21 protein-coding genes are annotated in these 20,300 nt (G+C 33.3%); 1 reads left to right on the top strand and 20 read right to left on the bottom strand.

Annotated elements, in window-relative coordinates:
• Positions 1–119 precede the first annotated feature (119 nt).
• The 9 genes from Q0828_RS04785 to Q0828_RS04745 all read right to left on the bottom strand — a co-directional run bounded on the left by Q0828_RS04785 (position 120) and on the right by Q0828_RS04745 (position 8,816).
• The gene (locus Q0828_RS04785; RefSeq protein WP_298418147.1) at positions 120–1,352 is read right to left on the bottom strand and encodes a peptidoglycan DD-metalloendopeptidase family protein; all 1,233 of its coding nucleotides are present in this window, start codon (positions 1,350–1,352) and stop codon (positions 120–122) included.
• Entirely contained in the window at positions 1,352–2,122 is a 771-nt protein-coding gene (locus tag Q0828_RS04780; RefSeq protein WP_298418145.1) for a DUF4292 domain-containing protein, read from the bottom strand. Before Q0828_RS04780 ends, Q0828_RS04785 begins: the two co-directional genes overlap by 1 nt.
• Before the next feature lie 28 nt (positions 2,123–2,150).
• Positions 2,151–3,068: a tetratricopeptide repeat protein gene (locus tag Q0828_RS04775; protein ID WP_298418143.1), complete on the bottom strand. Its 918-nt coding sequence runs from the start codon at positions 3,066–3,068 to the stop codon at positions 2,151–2,153.
• A gap of 35 nt (positions 3,069–3,103) precedes the next feature.
• Positions 3,104–4,123 (bottom strand): sugar phosphate nucleotidyltransferase, encoded by a 1,020-nt coding sequence (locus tag Q0828_RS04770; RefSeq protein WP_298418141.1) that lies wholly within the window; start codon positions 4,121–4,123, stop codon positions 3,104–3,106.
• Between the two features lie 102 nt (positions 4,124–4,225).
• Positions 4,226–4,660, bottom strand: coding sequence for a dUTP diphosphatase (gene dut, locus Q0828_RS04765; protein WP_298418139.1), 435 nt, complete (start codon positions 4,658–4,660; stop codon positions 4,226–4,228).
• Between the two features lie 316 nt (positions 4,661–4,976).
• Positions 4,977–6,434: an MATE family efflux transporter gene (locus tag Q0828_RS04760; RefSeq protein WP_298418138.1), complete on the bottom strand. Its 1,458-nt coding sequence runs from the start codon at positions 6,432–6,434 to the stop codon at positions 4,977–4,979.
• A 286-nt stretch (positions 6,435–6,720) separates the two neighbouring features.
• Positions 6,721–7,284: a hypothetical protein gene (locus Q0828_RS04755; protein WP_298418137.1), complete on the bottom strand. Its 564-nt coding sequence runs from the start codon at positions 7,282–7,284 to the stop codon at positions 6,721–6,723.
• Positions 7,272–7,748 (bottom strand): sigma-70 family RNA polymerase sigma factor, encoded by a 477-nt coding sequence (locus Q0828_RS04750; protein ID WP_298418135.1) that lies wholly within the window; start codon positions 7,746–7,748, stop codon positions 7,272–7,274. Before Q0828_RS04750 ends, Q0828_RS04755 begins: the two co-directional genes overlap by 13 nt.
• A gap of 225 nt (positions 7,749–7,973) precedes the next feature.
• On the bottom strand, positions 7,974–8,816 hold the full coding sequence (locus Q0828_RS04745; protein WP_298418133.1) for an alpha/beta hydrolase: 843 nt from the start codon (positions 8,814–8,816) through the stop codon (positions 7,974–7,976).
• Between the two features lie 229 nt (positions 8,817–9,045).
• Between Q0828_RS04745 and Q0828_RS04740 the strand changes: the two genes are divergently transcribed.
• Positions 9,046–9,366, top strand: a complete 321-nt coding sequence (locus Q0828_RS04740; protein WP_298418131.1) for a hypothetical protein — start codon at positions 9,046–9,048, stop codon at positions 9,364–9,366.
• Between the two features lie 66 nt (positions 9,367–9,432).
• Here Q0828_RS04740 and Q0828_RS04735 read toward each other — a convergent pair whose 3' ends face one another.
• The 11 genes from Q0828_RS04735 to Q0828_RS04685 form a co-directional block, all read right to left on the bottom strand.
• A complete protein-coding gene (locus tag Q0828_RS04735; RefSeq protein ID WP_298418129.1) occupies positions 9,433–11,199 on the bottom strand; it encodes a helix-turn-helix domain-containing protein in 1,767 nt (588 codons plus the stop codon).
• Positions 11,200–11,566: 367 nt separating this feature from the next.
• A complete protein-coding gene (atpG, locus tag Q0828_RS04730) occupies positions 11,567–12,427 on the bottom strand; it encodes an ATP synthase F1 subunit gamma (protein WP_298418127.1) in 861 nt (286 codons plus the stop codon).
• A gap of 115 nt (positions 12,428–12,542) precedes the next feature.
• On the bottom strand, positions 12,543–14,120 hold the full coding sequence (gene atpA, locus Q0828_RS04725) for a F0F1 ATP synthase subunit alpha (protein WP_298418125.1): 1,578 nt from the start codon (positions 14,118–14,120) through the stop codon (positions 12,543–12,545).
• Positions 14,121–14,132: 12 nt separating this feature from the next.
• Positions 14,133–14,669, bottom strand: coding sequence for an ATP synthase F1 subunit delta (gene atpH, locus Q0828_RS04720; protein ID WP_298418124.1), 537 nt, complete (start codon positions 14,667–14,669; stop codon positions 14,133–14,135).
• A 13-nt stretch (positions 14,670–14,682) separates the two neighbouring features.
• Positions 14,683–15,183: a F0F1 ATP synthase subunit B gene (locus Q0828_RS04715; RefSeq protein ID WP_298418123.1), complete on the bottom strand. Its 501-nt coding sequence runs from the start codon at positions 15,181–15,183 to the stop codon at positions 14,683–14,685.
• 97 nt (positions 15,184–15,280) lie between these two features.
• Positions 15,281–15,481, bottom strand: a complete 201-nt coding sequence (gene atpE, locus Q0828_RS04710; RefSeq protein WP_092465958.1) for an ATP synthase F0 subunit C — start codon at positions 15,479–15,481, stop codon at positions 15,281–15,283.
• A gap of 35 nt (positions 15,482–15,516) precedes the next feature.
• Complete coding sequence (gene atpB, locus Q0828_RS04705; RefSeq protein WP_298418120.1) at positions 15,517–16,647, bottom strand: F0F1 ATP synthase subunit A; 1,131 nt, start codon at positions 16,645–16,647, stop codon at positions 15,517–15,519.
• 82 nt (positions 16,648–16,729) lie between these two features.
• On the bottom strand, positions 16,730–17,128 hold the full coding sequence (locus tag Q0828_RS04700) for a DUF6168 family protein (protein ID WP_298418119.1): 399 nt from the start codon (positions 17,126–17,128) through the stop codon (positions 16,730–16,732).
• Positions 17,121–17,342 (bottom strand): AtpZ/AtpI family protein, encoded by a 222-nt coding sequence (locus tag Q0828_RS04695; RefSeq protein WP_298418117.1) that lies wholly within the window; start codon positions 17,340–17,342, stop codon positions 17,121–17,123. The genes Q0828_RS04700 and Q0828_RS04695 overlap by 8 nt, the downstream gene beginning before the upstream one ends.
• Positions 17,311–17,721 (bottom strand): polymer-forming cytoskeletal protein, encoded by a 411-nt coding sequence (locus Q0828_RS04690; protein WP_298418116.1) that lies wholly within the window; start codon positions 17,719–17,721, stop codon positions 17,311–17,313. The genes Q0828_RS04695 and Q0828_RS04690 overlap by 32 nt, the downstream gene beginning before the upstream one ends.
• A 47-nt stretch (positions 17,722–17,768) precedes the next feature.
• A complete protein-coding gene (locus tag Q0828_RS04685) occupies positions 17,769–20,291 on the bottom strand; it encodes a hypothetical protein (RefSeq protein WP_298418114.1) in 2,523 nt (840 codons plus the stop codon).
• Between the last annotated feature and the right edge of the window lie 9 nt (positions 20,292–20,300).

Here is a 20,300-nt window from a genome sequence, read left to right as displayed (position 1 = left end):
TTAGACGTAGCTAAAAATAATTTTAGCTAAGTTTTATCTATAACTTTAAACAATACAATTCCAATAATTTACGAAATACATTTTTGGATGACACTACGATTCTTCATAGTGTAACTGCGTTACATTCTATATAACCAAGTTTCTGGATTTAGACGTTTTGTATTTTTGAAAACGAAGAATTTGAGTTCCGTTTTTCCTGTGCTATCATCTGTGCTAATTGTTCCAATGTTTTGCTTTAAACTTACCTCATCACCTATACTTACACTTACATTTTTAAGATTATAATACGCTGTAATATAGCTACCATGCTTTATCATAACACCTTTGTTTCCTCCTTTTACACCAAATATATGTGTAACTTTTCCTTTGTAAACCGCACGTGCTCTGGCGTTTTTGTTGGTAGCTAGCACTACTCCATTATTTTCTCGAGTTACATTCGGGTTTAGTAAATCGCGGTGTTTTCCGTAACCAACCGTTTTTGTTCCTTCTGCAACTGGCCAAATATGTTTTCCTTTGTTTGCCGCAAAACTGTTCCCAATAGCCTTGGCTTCAGGCGTTAACGCAAAAGTTTTGTTGTTTGTTTTTTTACCTGCTTTTACGTTTGATTTTGCAATCGCATCTCGAATGAGTTTTTCTATTTGTCGATCAATGTCATCTGCTTGTTGTCGCTTCTTTTTAACTTGGCCTGCATATTTGTCTTTGTCTTTTCGCAGCGTTGCCAACATTTCGTTTTGCGTTTTTTTCTCACCTTCAAATTCTTTTTGAATTTTTCTATTGTCAGCAATTAACGCTTCTTTTTCCTTTTTTTGTGCTGCAAATGTTGTGTTTAATTTTTGCAATTCTTGTGTTCTTGCCGCAATAGCTTCACCCTGTTTTTTTCGATAGTCCGTGTATTGCTTCATGTATTGCACACGTTTGTATGCTTGCAGAAAACTCTCTGACGAGAGTAAAAACATAAGTCTACTTTGCTCAGATTTACTTTTGTATGACTTCCGAATCATTGCTGCATAATCTTTTTTAAGCTTCGTTAAATCGGATCGTAATTGCCCTATTTTTTTGATATTATCATTAATTTGATTCGTCAACAAGTTCGTTTGTTGATTCATCACTTTAATTAAATCTCTTTTGACACGAATTTTATGATTAAGACTTTGTACATCGTCTACAATAAATTTAGTTTTCGAGTTTGTAGTTCGAATTAATTTATTGATTAAACGAATCTCTTTCATGAGTCGCTGACGTGTTGCTTCTAACTCTTTCTTTTTGTCTTGAGCAAAACTGATACTGCTTACAAATAGAAGTAAGAGTACAGTGATTTTTTTGAAATTTTGTATGCTAAATAGGGACTTCACTAAATTTTTATTTCTTTATATCCACTAGGGATTTTAAAAGGAAAACGTACTTTTTCATTAAATGTTACTTTTTTGTATTCAACCTGAATCGTTGTTTTCTTATTAACTTCTTCTGCTTCTATTTGTACGTTTTTCGGAAAAGGTTGTCCAGTAATTTTCTGATATTCTGGATATTGAATTGTGAGTAATCGTTGCTCTGCCGATTGTTCTAAACGTTGTTCTTTTACTTTGAAATCGAACGCATCTAACATGAATAATCGTTTAAATAATTCAAAGTCACTCTTTGGTGTTAAAGTATATGTTTTGTCTTCAATTTTTGATTCAAATCGTTCTTTCTTTAAATCATATAAAGCATTTCCAATGAGTAGGTTTTGTACTTTTTGGAAATCGAGTTCTGTTCCCAAGAAATTACTTAGTAAGGTAAAATCACCATCAAAATATGTATTATCAAGTTTATTATAAAAACTTACTGTTGTTGGCGTAATGTATACTTTCACTAATGATAAAGTAGCACTTAACCAAATAGCTTCATCTTTCTTCATTCGTAAGCTCAGCGTAAAACTTTCTTCCGTTTTACCATTATCAAATTTTACTTTCATTTTTCCACGAATAGTTTTGAAGTTCAATTCGTTTCTGTAATGATTTTTGATAATGTTTTTTGTAGACAAGTTTGCAACTTCACCCGTATTTGTAACCACTTTAGTAGATTTACATCCTACTAAAAATAGTATAAACATACTTATAATACCTATTTGAATTCCGTTTTTCAAGTGCTTGAATTTAGTGTACGTGAATACGTTATTGTATTTTTTTTAGATAGTATTTTTCTTTTTTGGAATTGCCCATGTTTTTGTAAGCAACCACAAATGTTTGATAGAATTCTTTTTCTAATGGCACGTTATCAATGATATAATCTAAACCAATTTCGAGCATTTCTATCGCTTTCTTATACTCTTTTAACGCATTTAAAGCCTTTGCATTGTATAGATAGAGTTTTGGTTGCGAAGGAAAGTCACCTAGACCAATTTTTGCCAAGCGAATTGCATCCGTATATGCGTTTGTACTTAGTGCTTCTTCTATTTGCTCTAATATTTTACTATTTGCAGCTTCTCTCGGTCTTGGCGTTTGCTTTATAACGTCATCCACTTTTTTGGAAGATGGTTTTTTTTCCATTCGTTTTTCCAACATTTCCTTCATACGTGCAGCCGTCAACGTGAGTCCTGCTTCTTTTTGAAGTTTTTCTAACTGCTTTAGAGCTTTTTTGTATTCTTGCTTGTTGATATGAACTTTGGCTACATCTTCTCTAAATTTTGGATTGAGATAGATGATTTTTTTTCCTGTTGACAAAGCATCATCACGTTCGTTTAACTTCAATTGCGTATTGAATAAACCCAAGAGATACCATTGATTTTGTGGTTTTTTGGTAACGGCACGCTGAAAGGATTCTTTAGCCTGACCGTAGTCTTTTTGAGAATAGTAATTTTTTCCCAACTCAAAAGCTATGCTCGCGTTGTCATCAATTTTTTTGCATTTTAGCAATTCATCAATAGCTCTGTCATAATTTTCAATTCCACGTTGTTTTAGTGCTTCAAAGAAGTGTTCTTGAAATTCGTCAATGTTTTCTTCTAACGAAATTTCTGCACTTTCTTCTTCTTCTTGCGCATGTACAATCTCAGGAATTGTGAATAATATTCCTGAGAGTATGATTATGTACATGTATTTTTTCATTGAAATGTGCTATTTTAAGTTTGTTATGCTTCTAATGCTGAATAGTCTCCAATGCTAATTTTTGTGAAACTTCCATCAAATTTTGCATGATTTCCAATCATTGCTTCCTCTAAATTAGCATTTTTTACCGTAGTATTGGTTTGTATTAAGCTATTTTTAATATTTACGTTTTCTAATTTTGTATTATCACCAATAGATACATTTGGACCTACTTGCGAATTTTCAATAACAACATTTTCACCAACGTAACAAGGAGGAATGATTTCTGAGTTGATAATTTGAGCAGAATCAGCTACTAGTTTTTCATTGTCGGCCTGTAAAAATCCTAACATTTTTCCGTTAGTTTCTAAAGTTACATTTTTGTTTCCACAGTCCATCCATTCATCAACTTGACCAGTTACAAAACGACGTCCTTTTGCCATCATTCCTTTGATTCCATCATTGATTTGATATTCGCCACCGTGAATGATATTATTGTCTAATACGTATTGTAATTCTTCTTTTAATACTGCTACATCTTTGAAATAATAGATTCCAATCACTGCTAAATCTGAGACAAACTCAGCTGGTTTTTCTACTAATTCAACAATTTCATTATTGTCATTTAGTTTAACAACTCCGTATGCTTCTGGCTTGTCTACTTGTTTTACCCAAATAGCTGCATCTGCATCTTTATCAAGGTTGAAATCTGCACGAATTAATGTATCTGCATACGCAATTACTGCAGGACCTGACAATGAATCTTTAGCACACATGATGGCATGACCTGTTCCTAATGGTTGGTCTTGACGGTAGATGCTTGCTTTTGCACCTAAACCTTCTGCCAATTCCGTTAAACTTTTTACAACATCATCTCCAAAGAAAGCTGGATCACCTAATACAAATGCTATTTCTTCTATTGGTTCGCCTAATACTTTTGCGATATCGGAAACTAATCGGTGAACAATAGGTTTTCCTGCAACTGGAATTAATGGTTTTGGTACTGTAAGTGAGTGTGGACGAAGTCTAGAACCTCTTCCCGCCATTGGTACAATTATTTTCATGTCTTATTTTTTGCTTTTGTTTACTTTTTTTGGTCTTCGAGTGCCTCAGACCGCACTTTTTGATACTTCTTGGCTCTTAAAAAGTACCTTTTTTATTTATAATTATTTAACGCCTGTACTTCCAAATCCGCCAGCGCCTCTGTCCGTTTCAGAAAGTTCTGTTACTTCTCGCCATTCGGCACGTTCATGTTTTGCAATAACTAATTGTGCAATTCGTTCGCCATTTTCTACTGTAAATGCTTCTTTGGATAGATTGACAAGAATCACGCCAATTTCACCTCTGTAATCTGCATCAACTGTTCCTGGCGCATTGAGTACCGTAATTCCTTTTTTTGCTGCTAAACCACTTCTTGGGCGTACTTGCGCTTCAATTCCAACAGGCAATTCAATGAATAATCCTGTTTTAATGATGGTTCTGTCCATTGGTTCCAAGGTAACTGGTTCCGATAGATTTGCTCGTAAATCCATTCCGGCGGAAGCCAAGGTTTCATAATGCGGCAACGCGTGTTGTGATTTGTTGATGATTTTTATATTCATGTGTGTTTTATCTAATTAAAAAATTGAATGATCGTCAATCTGTTAATTCGTTATTCGAAAATATGTTTATATTCAATTTTACTATTTTTTTTTCACGAATCCATAAATGTTTTTATTGTCAATGTTTGATCCGAATTATCGCAAATTCAAAATATGGCATTCAATAGTTATCATTTCAAAAATTCTTAATTCAATAACTTTTTAACTCTTAACTTTTGTTTGTTTGGCCTTCGAGTGTCTCAGATCGATTTTCAGATATACGATTGTTGATTTAAAATTCAACATTTAGATATCTACTACACTCGATGTGACATATTTATTTCCCTAGCAATCGTTTTAACTCTTTTCGCTCTGATAGATAAATTATCCCCAAAAATACTAAAACTAATGCAGTTGTGACGATATAATTTGCTCGAAACATATCATAGAAAGCTATTGCTGAGAATAATGTAGCTATGAGTACGTATACAGTTATTTTTTTGACGTTATACGGCACTGGATAGTGTTTTCGACCTAATAGATATGAAATCACCATCATGCTTCCGTAAGCTATTAATGTTGCCCAAGCCGATGCCATGAATCCTATGTGTTTTATCATGACTAAATTGAACACAATGGTAATGATGGCTCCAAAGATAGAGATGTACATTCCGTAACTCGTTTTGTCCGTGAGTTTGTACCAAATGGATAGATTGTTATAAATTCCTAAACATAAGTTTGCCAACAGAATGATTGGGACAATAGCTAATGCATCTAAGTATTCGTCTTTACTAATGAGAATACCTGCAAATAAATCTATGTATGCTACCACAACTAACATAAATATTGCCCCCAATATGGTAAACCATTTGAGAATAGTAGCGTAGTTGTTTTTAGCATTTTTTTCTTTGGCATGATTGAAGAAAAACGGTTCTGCTCCTAAACGAAACGCTGTAATGTATAAGGTCATAAATACACCAAGTTTGTAACAACCTGCGTATTTTCCCATTTCGGCATCACCGATGATGTCTCCTAAAAAGAGTTTATCAATATTTTCGTTGGTTACATATGCCAAACTTCCGATCATGATGGGCAATCCGTAGATGAGTAACTTTTGCAAGACTACTTTATCAAACGCCCATTTTATTTTTAGAATGTTTGGAATGAGTAAAATGATGGTAAATACACTCGCAAATACATTTGCTAAGAATATATAGATTACTTGCGGTTCGCCTTTTATATAAAAGTTGAGTGATTCTGGCAAGATTCCTTTTGAAAGGTAACCCTTTGGGATTGCCCACAAGAAAATAATGTTTAACACTGTAAGAAACAGAATGTTTGCAATTTTGATTCCTGCAAAACGAATGGGTCTGTTTGTAACACGCAAATACGCAAACGGAATGACGACAATTGTATCTAGAAACACCGTCCACACTAAGATTTTGACATACATTACTTTTTCAAAACCAAAGATTTCTGCAATGTTTGGCGCAAAATTTAATCCTAGAATTAGAAATACTACCGTCGTAAAGAGTAAGGTTGTAAACGATGTAGATATGATTTTTCCTTTTTCTTGCTCTTTACTAAAAAAACGAAAAAACGCCGTTTCCATTCCGTATGTTAGCAATGCATTTAAGTACGCAGCATATACATAGTATTCTGTATTTACTGCATATTTTTCTGTTCCAAAAACGGCTGTATGTAATTTTACTAAACCAATATTAATTGCGCGTGGCAATATTGCCGCAATTCCATAGATAATGGTGTCTTTAAAGAACTTTTTTAGTGCGCTCAAGGAATGTTTTGTTTACTCGATAATCGAGATTTAAATACTTCAAGGTTTCTCTCGTTATTTTTACATGAATTTTTCACATATGTCCCGAGATTGTTTGCTTTTCAAAAGTATTGATTTCTGCGGGCTTTCCCAAATGGTTGTTTGTTCTTTAAAATTAAAAAGATTGAAAGATTAAATAATGTAAGATTTATTATTTCATATTACTTCCTAAAACAAGTTCAAGATACTCGAAATGGCGCTTTCTTATTGTTTAAATGCTCACTAATTCTATACTCAATATCAACTTTTATGCTTCCTGAAGTTTTTTTAGAATTTCAAGTTCATTCAAGACTTGTTTTCTTATGAAAATAAATAATACGATAAATGATATGACATAAGATAGTACGATGTAGTAGAAAAAACCTCTTGACAAATATTGATAGAAATAATACGACATAATGATAAAACCTATGTTGTAAATGATCAATAATATTGGTATCACTCTAAATGCCAATATTTTTCGTTTTTGATAGTAGGCTATTAATTGCTCTTTAAATTCTGTAAATGATAGTAAAACATTTATTTTTCTGAGTTTTTGCTGACTTCTAACTTCTATAAAAACACGCACCACTATTACGCCTATTAGTAATAACATTCCCAATAATGGCCCGTTAGTATTATATGCTGAAATGTAAAAAAAGAATGCAATGAGCACTATTCCTGTGATTCCTAGGATTACTTGTGTGATCCATTGTTTTTTTCTAAGATTGCTTAGTTGTTGTTTTACAGGTTCAAAGTCAGGAAGTGTATTTGTTTCCGCTTGTTGTTGCCAAGTATTTTGTATGTCTTTAAATTCCATTAGGATACGCATTTAGTGAGTTTTTCTTTTATTCTATGAACAAGTACACGAATGTTTTGGTGTGAATGCCCTGTGATTTCCGCTATTTCTTTTTGTGGCAGATCTTCTAGTACGAGTAAAATGATGATTCGTTCCGTTTCTTTGAGTTTGTGAATGCACGCGTACATTTGTTGCAAACGGTTTTGAGTGTCATTTTCTTCTTGAATAGTAGTATCGTCTTTGATTTCAGTAAAGCTGATTTTTTTCTTCTTTTTGTTTTTTCGAATAAATAATAAACAGACGTTTACTGTAATTCTGTAAATCCAAGTTCCAATACTAGATTTTTGCTGAAAAGCACCTAAGTGTTCCCATACTTTTATGAAAACATCTTGTGCTAGATCTTTTGCCAAGGCTTCATCACCATTTACATACCCCAAGCACAATCGATGTACTTTTGAGTAATGTTCTTGATATATTTTTGTAAATTGTTGTGACAATGGTTTTTGTTTTTGTTGAATATAAATTCAATATGATTTTTATCTAATAATACACATTCAGTAACGTTCATTTTTGTCTTGACACAAAAACGAACCAAAAAAATCAAGACGATCTATAGGAAATTGCTTTGCAACATTCTCTCATGCGCTTCATGCTTGAAGCTATGCTTCGCAATTCCACTTTTCGTTCATTATTTCTGAAGATCGCCATTTTTACCTTTCTAACTATTTTATCAGCTTTTGAACCTGATTGATAAACCAATCTTGTTTGTCAAACATAATAAAGTGTGCCGAATCATTCACATATATGATTTCTTTTTTTGTTAGTTTTTGATATTGTTTTGTATATAATTCTTGTACTTGTTTTTTTGGATAAAGACTTACCGCTGCCATAATTGTTACAGGTATTTTTATGTTTTGAATCGTTTCTCTAAGATCCAATTTCATTAAATCTACATACCCATACACGTATGTTTTTCGGTCTGCTTTAATCATCCAATTGGCTACTATCGGTTGTTTTTCTTTGTTTAGCGTCATTCCTGCTGCCATTTGCGTTGCCATTTGTTTAAAAGGTTCAGCTTCCATTGCTAATTGCTGTTTTGCAAATGGATTGTCATAAGTTACTTTATCACTTGAAAAATTAGGAATCATTAATGCGCCAATACTAGGTAATCCGTCTACAATGATTAGTTTTTTATAGGACTCTGGTTTCGCTGAAGCTAACCATAATGCTAACGAACCACCCATGCTGTGTCCGATAATTGTTGGTTTTTGTAATTTTTTTCGAACTACATATGTTGAAAGATCATTTTTGATTGTTTCTAACCAAGGCGATTCAATTGCTGGCACGTTTCCAAATCCTGCAAAGGTAAATACGTGACATTCGTGGTTTTTTGAAAGTTCTTTTACGGTTTCATCCCAAACATCGCCTGTGCAACTAAATCCAGGAAATAATAATACTGGATCTCCTTTTCCTATGACTTCTACTTGAAATGATTTTTCTTGTGAAATTCCTGTAAAGGAAATAATCATACATACTATTATTGTGAGTTTTTGTAAAGTATTCATCTGTTTTTTTTGTTTTGATTTTCCCTTTAGATACAGTTTTTTGAAAATGTTACACTTCGACTCCGCTCAGCGTGAACATTTTTTGATTTTTTTGTGGGTTCGCTATTTTGTAACTTCTTTATTCTTAATCTTTTATTTCACTCAAAAACTCACAATTTTGAACTTTTAATTTCTAACTTATTTTTTATCTATTTTTGTTTTCATAGTAATTCCCTAAAAATTTATATCCATGATTGGAGTTGGAAAACGATTGATTGCAGATGAAGTGATTAAAAGAACTGCTTGCGATAAGTGTGATACTGAAGAATCATTAACGGTAAAGGTGTATTCAAAATTCTTTATGCTAAAGATTTTACCTTTTGCGTTGAGCAGAGAAATTTATGTAGATTGTTCTTCTTGCAAAAGATTAGAAACAAATATTGCTGTGTTTCCTAGACGCACACAAGATAGAATTGAAGCTGTGACTGATGATGCAAAACATCCTTGGTATTTGTATTTAGGCTATATTATTATAACTGGCGCACTTTTGTTAGGGATTATTGCGAAGTAATTTAGATTCAAGAGTTTTATAATCTGATCCTGAATTTAGTTCAGAATGACGTTAGAGATGAAAAGTCTAACTATTTTGATATTTATTGAGTTGTTTTACAAAATACGAAGGATAAATTCCTGTGACCTTGTAGAAGGTTTTTGAGAAAGATTCGGCGCTTTTAAAACCGACTTCTTGCGCGATTGCTTTTATGGTATAGTTTCTAAAAACAGCTTCTTCTTTTAGTTTTAAAATAGCATATTGTACACGCAATTCATTGATATAACTCGTAAAGTTTTTTTCATAATGCCAATTGATGACTTTCGATAAGTATTTTGGATTCGTTTCAAGGTTTTTAGCTAGCGCTGTGAGCGTAACTTGCTTTCTACAACCTTTTGATGCTTCAAATTTAGACAAGCCTTTTAGAATGCTTTTTACGATGGTTTCTGAAATTCCTATGTCTTTCTCTTCGAGTGCCTCAGAATGCGCTTCGAGTGCCTCAGAATGCGCTTCGAGAATCTCTGAGTCAACAATAAGCGGAGCCGAAGTGTCTTTTTGTTTCTGCGCTTCGAGAACCTCAGCACTCATAATATTCTCAAAACGTTGCTTGTAATATTTTTGACGACGATATACATAGAATAATACTCCTGAAATTGCTAACAAAGCAGCACTGATAATTCCAAAACTGTATTTCCAAGAGTTTTCATTGGCTTTAGCTTCCTCTACTAAGCGTGCACGCTCTGCAATGGCTTGTGGTGTGTCGAATTTCTTTTCTATAGTATTTGCAACATACGTATAGGTAGAATCAATGATTTTATCAGTTTCTATCAAACGATCATAATATTTGATTTGATTTTCAGTATCATTTTTACTTTTGTAATAATCGATGATGTGTTCATAGGCAATCCGCATTTCTGGGAAAATATCTTTCGTAACTTGATAGATAGAATCTGTTTTTAGAAAGTGAATCTGTGCTTTTTCTGGTTGATTGAGTTTGTCGTAGCTTTTGCCGAGATAGTAGTTTCCCATTGCTTTTCCATGATAACTTTCGTAGGGCAATGCTTTTTGTAAACTATCAATTGCTGTTTGGTAATTTTTTAAATAATAGTATGCTGCTCCAGCATTAGAGACAAAATCATAATATTCTAAAGTGTCTTTATATTTAATTGACTCTAAAATTCCCTTAAAAATTGTTTCAAGTCCTTCTTTATATTTTTTATTCCTTATATACTCTTTAGACAAATTTCCTAGAGCATATAAATAGGTTTTTTCAAAATCGAGAATACTATCTTTATTATTTATAACAAATTGTATGTTTTCTTTTTGAAAATTAAGGGTTTCCTCATTAGCTCTCCAATTTGTTTTCAATACTATTATTGCATTTCTTACCTCTAATTCCAATAATACATTTTTATTAGTTTTAAGAACTTGTAAAGCTTTAAAAAAATTACCAATAGCTCTTTTATTTCCTCCTTGTTCGTATAAATAAACACCTTTATTTTTATAAGCTAATGCTGGTTGATATTTATCATTTCTACCTATACTATATACTATAACACTATCTAAAAAATTTAATGCTTTTTTTTTATCTTTTTCTACTCCATAATAATGAGAAAGAAAGAAAAAACCATACGAAATTCTTATTGTGTCATTATTCTTTTTAGCAAGTTCTAAATATCTATCAATGTATATTTTTGTTAGCTTTAAATTTGAGTATTGATGTTTTTTTCTTAAAGCCCTAAGTTCTTTATAATCATACTTCGCCAAAGAATCATTTTGTGGTTGTGCGTTTAGAAATGTATTTATACTAAAACAGAGGAAAAGAAAAAGGAAATACGGGGGTTTTTGGTTCATGAAGTTTCTAGCGATTTTTTGCAAAGATATGGATTGGTGGTTTTAGTAAAGTGCAAGTTTGGGTTTTAACGTGTGTTTTTCGATGAAATTTACATGTCAAATTTGAATTTATTACATACGTTCATTTTTTCTTGATAAAAAACGAACCAAAAAATCAAGTCTGTCTATAGGAAATTGCTATGCACCATTCTCTAGCTATACTTCATGCTTGAAGCTGCACTTCGCAATTCCGTTTGCTAGTTCATTATTTCTGAAGACAGACACAATACTAAACGAGAACATTTTTGTAATTAAACAAAAAACCTCATGTTTCCATGAGGTTTTTAATTTTATAATGTGAGTACACTGAGGCACTCGAAGTGTATGCTTAGTTGTTCAACGCTTCCGCTCCACCAACGATTTCTAAGATTTCGTTTGTAATGGCAGCTTGTCGTGCTTTGTTGTACGTTAGTGTTAACGAATCTCTTAATTCTCCTGCATTATCTGTTGCTTTGTGCATCGCAGTCATACGCGCACCATGCTCACTTGCGAAAGAATCTCTGATTCCTTTGTACAATTGTGTTTTTAATGATTTTGGAATCAACTCCTCAACGATTTCTGCTTTTGATGGCTCAAAAACATAATCCAATTGAACACTTGAATCAGCTTCCATCGGTACAATTGGTAAAAATTGTTCCGTCATTACGATTTGTGTTGCAGCATTTTTGAATTTATTATAAATGATCTCGATTTTATCATATGATCCGTCTACAAATAATTCCATTAGCTTTTCAGCTATTTCAGCAATATTATCGAAAGTTAACGCATCAAAAACATCACTACGATTTTCAATAATTGTGTTTGTTTTAGATAAGATATCGTTTCCTTTTTTACCAATCGTTAATACATCAACTTGTTTACCTGCGTACGTTTCGTTGATTAAACGATTGGATTGTTTGATAATGTTAGAGTTAAACGCTCCACATAATCCTCTGTTAGATGTAATAGCTACGATAAGTACTTTATTTACTTCACGCTGCGTAGAGTATTTACTTCCACTATCTGCATCAAGTGTTGCACTTAAACTTTGTAATAATTCTGTAAGTTTGTTAGCATACGGACGCATCGCAGTGATCGCATCTTGTGCTTTTTTCAACTTTGCCGCCGATACCATTTTCATAGCACTCGTGATCTGCATTGTTGATTTTACAGAACTAATTCTATTACGTATTTCTTTTAAGTTTGCCATTTGTTTTTAGTATTGAGTATTGAGCAATTAGTCTTGAGACTTATACACTATACTATATTTTATGTTGAAAGTACAAAGTACTGATATCTCAATACTTTGTACTCAATACTAATTACTAGTTATATTTCGCAGACATTTCTTTACAAACCTGTGTTAACGTGTCTGTAACTTCGTCTGTTAGTTTCCCTGCTTTTAAGGTATCTAAAACACCTCTGTGTTTTGCGTTTAAGAACTCAATGAAATCTCTTTCGAATTCTTTTACTTTGTTTACAGGAACATCTTTTAATAAGTTTTTAGATCCAGCATAGATAATTGCAACCTGATCTTCTACTGTATACGGATCGTTTTGCGCTTGCTTTAAGATCTCAACGTTACGCTTACCTTTGTTAATTACATTTAATGTAACTGCATCTAAGTCAGAACCAAATTTTGCGAATGCTTCTAATTCACGGAACTGCGCTTGATCAAGTTTTAACGTACCTGCTACTTTTTTCATTGATTTAATCTGAGCCGAACCTCCTACACGTGATACAGAGATACCTACGTTAATAGCTGGACGAACACCAGAGTTAAATAAATCACCATCTAAGAATATCTGTCCATCAGTAATAGAAATTACGTTAGTTGGAATATATGCAGATACATCTCCTGCTTGCGTTTCAATGATTGGTAATGCTGTTAAAGATCCACCACCTTTTACAACTGGCTTTAATGACTCTGGTAAGTCATTCATATCTTTTGCGATACCATCATCTGCAATTACTTTTGCAGCACGCTCTAATAAACGAGAGTGAAGGTAAAAAACATCCCCTGGATATGCCTCACGACCTGGTGGACGACGTAATAATAACGATACCTCACGATATGCAACTGCTTGTTTTGATAAATCATCATACACGATTAATGCAGGACGACCAGTATCACGGAAGTACTCTCCGATAGCCGCTCCAGCAAATGGTGCGTATACCTGCATTGGTGCAGGATCTGATGCGTTAGCAGCAACAATTACTGTATATGCTAAAGCTCCTTTTTCTTCTAATGTTTTTGCAATTGCAGCTACTGTAGACGCTTTTTGTCCGATAGCTACATAGATACAAAATACAGGTTCGCCAGCATCATAGAATTCTTTTTGGTTAAGAATTGTATCTAAACATACTGTTGTTTTTCCTGTTTGACGGTCACCAATTACCAACTCACGTTGTCCTCTACCTACTGGAATCATCGCATCAATAGATTTGATTCCTGTTTGTAATGGTTCATTTACTGGTTGACGGAAAATTACCCCTGGTGCTTTACGCTCTAAAGGCATTTCGTATAATTTACCTCCGATTGGTCCTTTACCATCAATTGGATTTCCAAGTGTATCAACTACACGTCCTACCATTTCCTCTCCTACCTTAATAGAAGCGATACGTTGTGTACGTTTTACTGTTGCTCCTTCTATTACTTCTTTAGAAGGTCCTAGTAATACCACACCAACATTGTCTTCTTCAAGGTTCAATACGATACCTTCCATGCCTGATTCGAATTCTACTAATTCTCCATATTGAGCGTTAGCCAATCCGTAAACACGAGCGATACCATCACCAACTTGTAGTACAGTTCCAACTTCGTCAAGTGAAGCAGTAGCTTCAAATCCTGATAGTTGTTTTTTTAATATTGCTGATACCTCAGCAGCTTTAACTTCTGCCATTTTATTTAGTATTTAATTTTGAGAGAAAGATCGTTTTAGTGTATTCAATTGGTTTGCGATACTTGCGTTATATTGCAAATCGCCTACACGTAGAATAAATCCACCGATGATACTTTCGTCGATTTTGTTTTCTATTGTTACTTGGTTACCCGTAAGGTCTTTTACCTTTTTTAATACTTTGTCTCTTAATGCTGCTGTTAAAGGAACTGCTGTAGTAACTACTGCTTTTTCTTTTCCTTGAGATGCATCAAATAACGTAATGTATTGTGCTGCTACATCGTCTAATAAATCAACACGCTTGTTGGTTACTAAAACGTCAATTAATCCTTCAGATATCGCATGAACTCCTGTAAAGATTTCTTGCAAAGCTGCTTTTTTCACTTCAGCTTTTACAATAGGACTGTTTAACATTAATCGTAAGTCCTTGCTATTAGCAACTGTTTTTACGATTCCGTCCATATCTTTAGCTACAGCTTCTCCTGCTTTTTGATCTTGTGCTAATGCTAAAATAGCTTTTGCATATCGTATTGCTGCTCTAGATCCTGCCATGATATTGTTGTTATTAGTTTAATGTAACGTCTCCAAGCATTTTATCTACTAAAGATAATTGCTTGTCTTTATCTGCTAATTCACCACGCACTACTTTTTCCGCAATTTCTACAGAAATGTTTGCTACTTGGCTTTTTAATTCTGCTAACGCTGCTTGCTTTTCGCTACGGATGCTTTCTTGCGCTTGAGCAATCATTTTGCTTGCTTGCGCTTGCGCTTCACCTTTAGCGTCTGCAATCATTTTTTCTTTGATTTCACGTGCTTCTTTTAGCATTCCTTCTCTTTCTGCACGCGCTTCTTTTAATAACTTTTCGTTATCAGCTTGAAGGTTTTGCATTTCCTTCTTAGCATTTTCAGCTGCGTCTAAAGCTCCTTGAATTCCTTCTTCTCTTTCATTTAAAGAGTTTAAGATAGGCTTCCAAGCGAATTTTATCATTAAGAATATTAATAATAAAAGTAGTACTGTTTGTACTAAAAATAATCCTGGTGAAAAATCATTTAATAACTTATCCATTATAATCTATAATTATATTGTGTTTGTTTTGTTTAATTCTTAAGTATTTCCTGCAACCAACCGTTGCAGGAGAATACTTAATTTCTTTGTTCAGTTCTTATTTTCCTAAGAATAAAGCACCGAATGCTAAACCTTCTAAAAGTGCAGCGATAATAATCATCGCAGTTTGGATTTTTCCTGTTGCTTCTGGCTGACGAGCAATTCCTTCCATTGCTTTTCCACCGATTTGACCAAGACCAATTCCTGCTCCGATTACGATTAATCCTGCTCCAATTAAATTGTAAGTTACTGGTTCCATGATAATTGATTTAAATAATTAAACAAACTCTTATTTTAGTGATGTGCTTCTTCTACTGCCATACCAATGAATAATGCTGAAAGCATTGTAAAGATATATGCTTGTAAGAAAGCTACTAACACTTCTATTAATGTGATAAAAAACGATAATACTAAAGACAATCCTGTTGCTCCCACAACTCCTAATGATTGTTTTAGTGTGAACATAATTGCAATTAAGCTCATTACTACAATGTGCCCTGCAGATATGTTTGCAAATAAACGAACTAGTAATGAGAAAGGCTTAATTACCAATGCTCCTGCTAATTCGATAATAGCTAGTACTGGACGTATTAAAACTGGTACTCCTGGCATCCATAAGATGTGTCCCCAATAGTGCTTATTTCCACTTACTGTATATATAACTAAGGTGAAGATAGCCAAACATGCTGTTACTGCTAACTGACCTGTTACGTTAAATCCAAGTGGTGTTAACCCTAATAAGTTTAATATCCAGATGAAGAAAAATACTGTCATTAAATATCCAGTAAATCTTCTGTAATGTTTTTCTCCGATGTTTGGACGTGCAATTTCGTCTCTTACATACAGCACTAAAGGCTCTAATACTCTACCAAAACCTGTTGGCACTTGTCTTTTCTTGTATTGACGAGCTAGTGAAGAGAACCACCATAATAATAGCAATCCTACTAGTAAAACTCCCATTACACTTTTAGTAATTGAGAAGTCTAATACTTTGTGTGCATTTGTTGCGTGGTGATCTGCGTCAAATGCTACATGATCAGCACCTGCGTCTAATTCGTAGATTTTTCCGTGAATTTTTGTCAATTTCGTCCCGTCTTTGTCAACAATTACATGTCCGTCATCATTGTGATGAAACTCAGAAGACATGAACATTTTAACACCATTACTCGTAGAAACAATTACTGGTAAAGGAAAACCAAAGTGTTTTCTTTCTCCAGCATCGCTTGTATAAGAGAATAGGTTGAAATCGTGTGAATCTTGAATGTGGTGTAGAATGTATGCTTCTACTTCTTCTTTGGTATTGATCATACCACCATCATTCTGATCGTCGTGTTTTTTGTCTGTATCACTAGCGAAACTATGAAAAGAACATAGTGCTATTGCTAATACTGTAAGAAACTTGATAGATTTTTGTACTATCTTCATAATTGATTTATTCAAAAATTACCCTTCGTAAATTCTGCGCAAAATTAAACAATTAATTAGAAAAACAGCTTTTTTTTCAACTTTATTTCAGAGAATGATTTTTGTTTAAGATTTTGATGATAAAATAGACCTCTTGTATTAGAAAAATAAACATTGGAATTAGTAGTGCTATTCGCTGTGCATTTGATAATTTTTCTGCTGTGACTATTGGATCATAAAAAACAGCACAAAATGCAATTATTTTCAACACAAAAGACGCTAAGTATATGAATCCCAATTGCGGACTTATTTTTTTGTTGTTTACCAATAAAGCAAATATGATACAGATTTGCAACGAAAAGAATGCATGAAAAGCATACATGTTTCGCAATGAAAGCCCAAGTGCTATTTCTTGACTTTCTATATAGTAATTATGAATGAAATCTCCTAAGAAAAATAAGATTCCAAAAGCCAGCATGTATACAAGGATTTTTTTAGTCATCATTGGTGATTTTTAATACTTGCTTAATGATGAGATACATAGATGCAAATATTCCAAAAAGCGTGAAACTTGTTTCCCAAAATGCTTGATCGTATTTTATATCTAGCCAATTTCCTAAGTAATTACAAGCATAGATAGTTAAACCCATTTGTAATCCTGCTCCACTAAGTCGTAATGCTTTATTAAGCGGTTTTGTCGGCTTTTTTTCCTTCACCTGCGTTCAGTTCTTTAATTCCTGTTTTCATAGCACATGTAGCGTTAAAAGTAGCGCCAGGATCTATAGAAAGTTTGCTTACAACAACTTCTCCTTCTATCACAGCCGTACTTTTTAAGGTAAGCAAGTTAGACACCGTTAGCTCTCCGTGAAATTTCCCTTCAATGTCTGCATTGGCACAAATTACTTTTCCAACAATAACACCGCTAGCTCCTATTACAATTTTTCCAGAAGTTTCTACGCTTCCTTCAAGCTTTCCATCGATTCTAAAATCTGCCTTTGAGACCACATCACCTGTAATGTGCGTAGATTTTCCTATTCGGTTTGATTGTCCACGTGTTTCATTTGCCGTGCGCTTTTTTTTAGATTCTGAAAACATGTTTTTGGGTTTGAGGAATTGTTGTTTTGATTAATTTGTAGGTATGGTTAGTTTACTTCACTTAAGTTTTTATGAATTTGCACTATTTGATAATTCTCAGATGATAGTAACACATGATCCTTTTTTATCAGATATTTTGGATTTGAACGCAGCGTGTATTCAAAACTTGCAGCGGTCATTTTGGTTGAGAATCCATGTATTACAATGAAAATTTCGTTTCTGTTATACACATCTTGCGTCACTGTAATCATTTGATATCCAAAATCATTTAATGCTTCTTTTACTGTTTTATCTAATGCTTCTATTGCTTCTGTTTCATCAGCATTGAATTGATAGATAATTTTAAAGTGTCTTGATTTTTCATCATTTACCAATTTGTTATTTTTTAATTTTGGTAATGATTTTTTTATAATTTCTTGCGCACGCTTTCCTTCTTCATCATTTGGATAGTTTAGTGCCACAAAGTTTAGTGCTTTTTTGTACGCTTGATATCCATCTAATCGTGCTATACTAATTGCTTTCAGCATTTCAAATTTTGGCACTATTTCTTCTCCAGTAAATTGTCGAATGTATTTTTCACAGTCTGCTAATGAACCTTTGAAATCTTGACTTGCAAATTTCTTATATGTTTTAGCGTATAGACTTTCAGGACTGTTTTCGTCAGAAGCAATTACATCTTCCGGATTTCTTAGAATTTGCGCATAGCGACTATCACCATGATTGTTTAAGATATCATTTTTATAATCATCTGCTTTACTTGATTCTAAAAGCGTGTATATTTTGTATAGGTTATATTTTGAAGGAAGAATCAATTTTTCTTCAGGACCGTTTTCTAGTAATTGTTCTAAACGATTTGCTGCCAATTGATATTCTTTGAATTTTTCCTTGTAGATAAGTCCTAATTGGTAATAAGCAAAGTTTCTTTCTTTCCCAATGCTATCAATTATTTTTTCGTCTGATGGAATTCTTCCAGTGTAAAAAGCTACCGAATAGATATCTTTTTCATCTTCATCAGCTACATTTTCACTTTCTCCGCGTGTGTTTGTTCTGACGATGGTTTGCTTGTCTGATAATCTCCAATTATCTTCTAATGGACGATCGCCCCATTTTTTTCTAAATTCATTTTTACCATATGCAGCCGTTGTTTGATTGTAAAAGTAAAATTCATCACTTCCAGTTCTTGGCCCTACATTGTTTCTACTACTTGCAAATTCATTAGCTACAAAGTTTTTCTTTTGCTCTTCTTCTTCAAGTTTTGCTTGTTCTGCTGCTTTTAGTTCGTCAATATGTTTTTGAAAATAGTCTGTACGTTCTGCTTCTGATAGACTCACCAAATTTAGAATACTATCATTTACATAGGCAATATCTTCATATTTGATAACATCATCTAGGTTGGCTCTTTTCTTTTCAATACGTCTAAATTTCTTTGTATTCTTTTTTAGGTTTAAAAGTGTACTGTCAAAATACTTTCCAGCATCTTTATATTTTGCATCGTCAAAACGCAACGCCGCAACGTTTTCATAATCTAATGCTTTTAAGTATCTATCTTTTGTTGCTTTTTTAATGGATTTATTGAAAAATTCTTCTGCAAGTTCTAAGGAATCATTTTCTAAATGATAGGTTGCTAATTGACGATAGATTCTATCTAAGAAAGGTCTGTTTTCACGATCTTCAGCTAAATCAGTTAACATTTCTAAAAACTCTTCTTTGTTTTCGTCTGTTACTTCAAAGTTTTTCGCTTTTTCAATGTATGCATTTATCATATACACTCTTGGCGATTTTCTGTTAAGATCAATTACTTTGTCAAACGCAATATCTGCACTATCTTTATAACCAAGTTCATTAAACAACTGTCCGATAATGTAGTTGTAACGTCCTTGTTCTTCTCGTTTTTTTGTAGAAGCTGCTGCTAATTTCATTACTTGCACAGCGCTGTCTTTTTGTTTTAGATTGATATATGCCTGACCCAATACTGCATTTGCATCTGCATATTGTTGATTGTCTAGTTTTTCAAAACGTAAGATTCGTTTCAAATTCGCAATAGCATATTCTTCATTTTCTAAACGAAGGTGTGTTTTTTCGCGCCAAATGCGAGCTTCATTGATTTTATCACTATCAGGATATTCCCCTAAGATATAGTTAAATGCTTCTAATGCCGGAATGAAACGTTGGTCAAAGTAACGCGCTTCTCCTAATAGTAAATACGCTTCGTCCATTTGCGGATTTCGTTGACGGCCTCCAATTTCCATGGAATGTTTTTGAATCGCTTTTACTGCTTTTTCTTCTGCTTTTTCGAAGTTTGGGTTTTTTCCACCTTGTCCCGGAAGTGTTAAATCGTCTAGGATTTCCATACGTTCTACAGGAAGAATTTCCCAATAGTCATCTACATATGCATTCATTAAGGCTTCACGACCTTCTTCAAAAGCTACTTTTCCATTGAATAATACATTGTATTTTGTGGTAACAGAGTGGAAATTTCTGTTGATAAATGTATCTTTTTTGGTAGAACAACTAAAGAGCAAAATCCCTAGTACTGATAACGTTACCGATATATAAAGTGTTTTCTTCAAGGTGAATCA

Origin of the sequence: uncultured Kordia sp. (genome assembly GCF_947496985.1) — a bacterium.
GTDB lineage: Bacteria > Bacteroidota > Bacteroidia > Flavobacteriales > Flavobacteriaceae > Kordia.
Note: the sequence above shows the minus strand (reverse complement) of the source record. Positions and strands in the feature narration are given on the sequence as shown.

Excerpts from the sequence above, each read along its gene's own strand:
- Q0828_RS04755 (WP_298418137.1), bottom strand. The coding sequence starts at position 7,284 with ATGCGTATCCTAATGGAATTTAAAGACATACAAAATACTTGGCAACAA.
- atpA (WP_298418125.1), bottom strand. The coding sequence starts at position 14,120 with ATGGCAGAAGTTAAAGCTGCTGAGGTATCAGCAATATTAAAAAAACAA.
- Q0828_RS04700 (WP_298418119.1), bottom strand. The coding sequence starts at position 17,128 with ATGACTAAAAAAATCCTTGTATACATGCTGGCTTTTGGAATCTTATTT.
- atpE (WP_092465958.1), bottom strand. The coding sequence starts at position 15,481 with ATGGAACCAGTAACTTACAATTTAATTGGAGCAGGATTAATCGTAATC.
- Q0828_RS04690 (WP_298418116.1), bottom strand. The coding sequence starts at position 17,721 with ATGTTTTCAGAATCTAAAAAAAAGCGCACGGCAAATGAAACACGTGGA.
- Q0828_RS04740 (WP_298418131.1), top strand. The coding sequence starts at position 9,046 with ATGATTGGAGTTGGAAAACGATTGATTGCAGATGAAGTGATTAAAAGA.
- atpH (WP_298418124.1), bottom strand. The coding sequence starts at position 14,669 with ATGGCAGGATCTAGAGCAGCAATACGATATGCAAAAGCTATTTTAGCA.
- dut (WP_298418139.1), bottom strand. The coding sequence starts at position 4,660 with ATGAATATAAAAATCATCAACAAATCACAACACGCGTTGCCGCATTAT.
- Q0828_RS04735 (WP_298418129.1), bottom strand. The coding sequence starts at position 11,199 with ATGAACCAAAAACCCCCGTATTTCCTTTTTCTTTTCCTCTGTTTTAGT.
- atpB (WP_298418120.1), bottom strand. The coding sequence starts at position 16,647 with ATGAAGATAGTACAAAAATCTATCAAGTTTCTTACAGTATTAGCAATA.
- atpG (WP_298418127.1), bottom strand. The coding sequence starts at position 12,427 with ATGGCAAACTTAAAAGAAATACGTAATAGAATTAGTTCTGTAAAATCA.
- Q0828_RS04715 (WP_298418123.1), bottom strand. The coding sequence starts at position 15,183 with ATGGATAAGTTATTAAATGATTTTTCACCAGGATTATTTTTAGTACAA.
- Q0828_RS04775 (WP_298418143.1), bottom strand. The coding sequence starts at position 3,068 with ATGTACATAATCATACTCTCAGGAATATTATTCACAATTCCTGAGATT.
- Q0828_RS04770 (WP_298418141.1), bottom strand. The coding sequence starts at position 4,123 with ATGAAAATAATTGTACCAATGGCGGGAAGAGGTTCTAGACTTCGTCCA.
- Q0828_RS04745 (WP_298418133.1), bottom strand. The coding sequence starts at position 8,816 with ATGAATACTTTACAAAAACTCACAATAATAGTATGTATGATTATTTCC.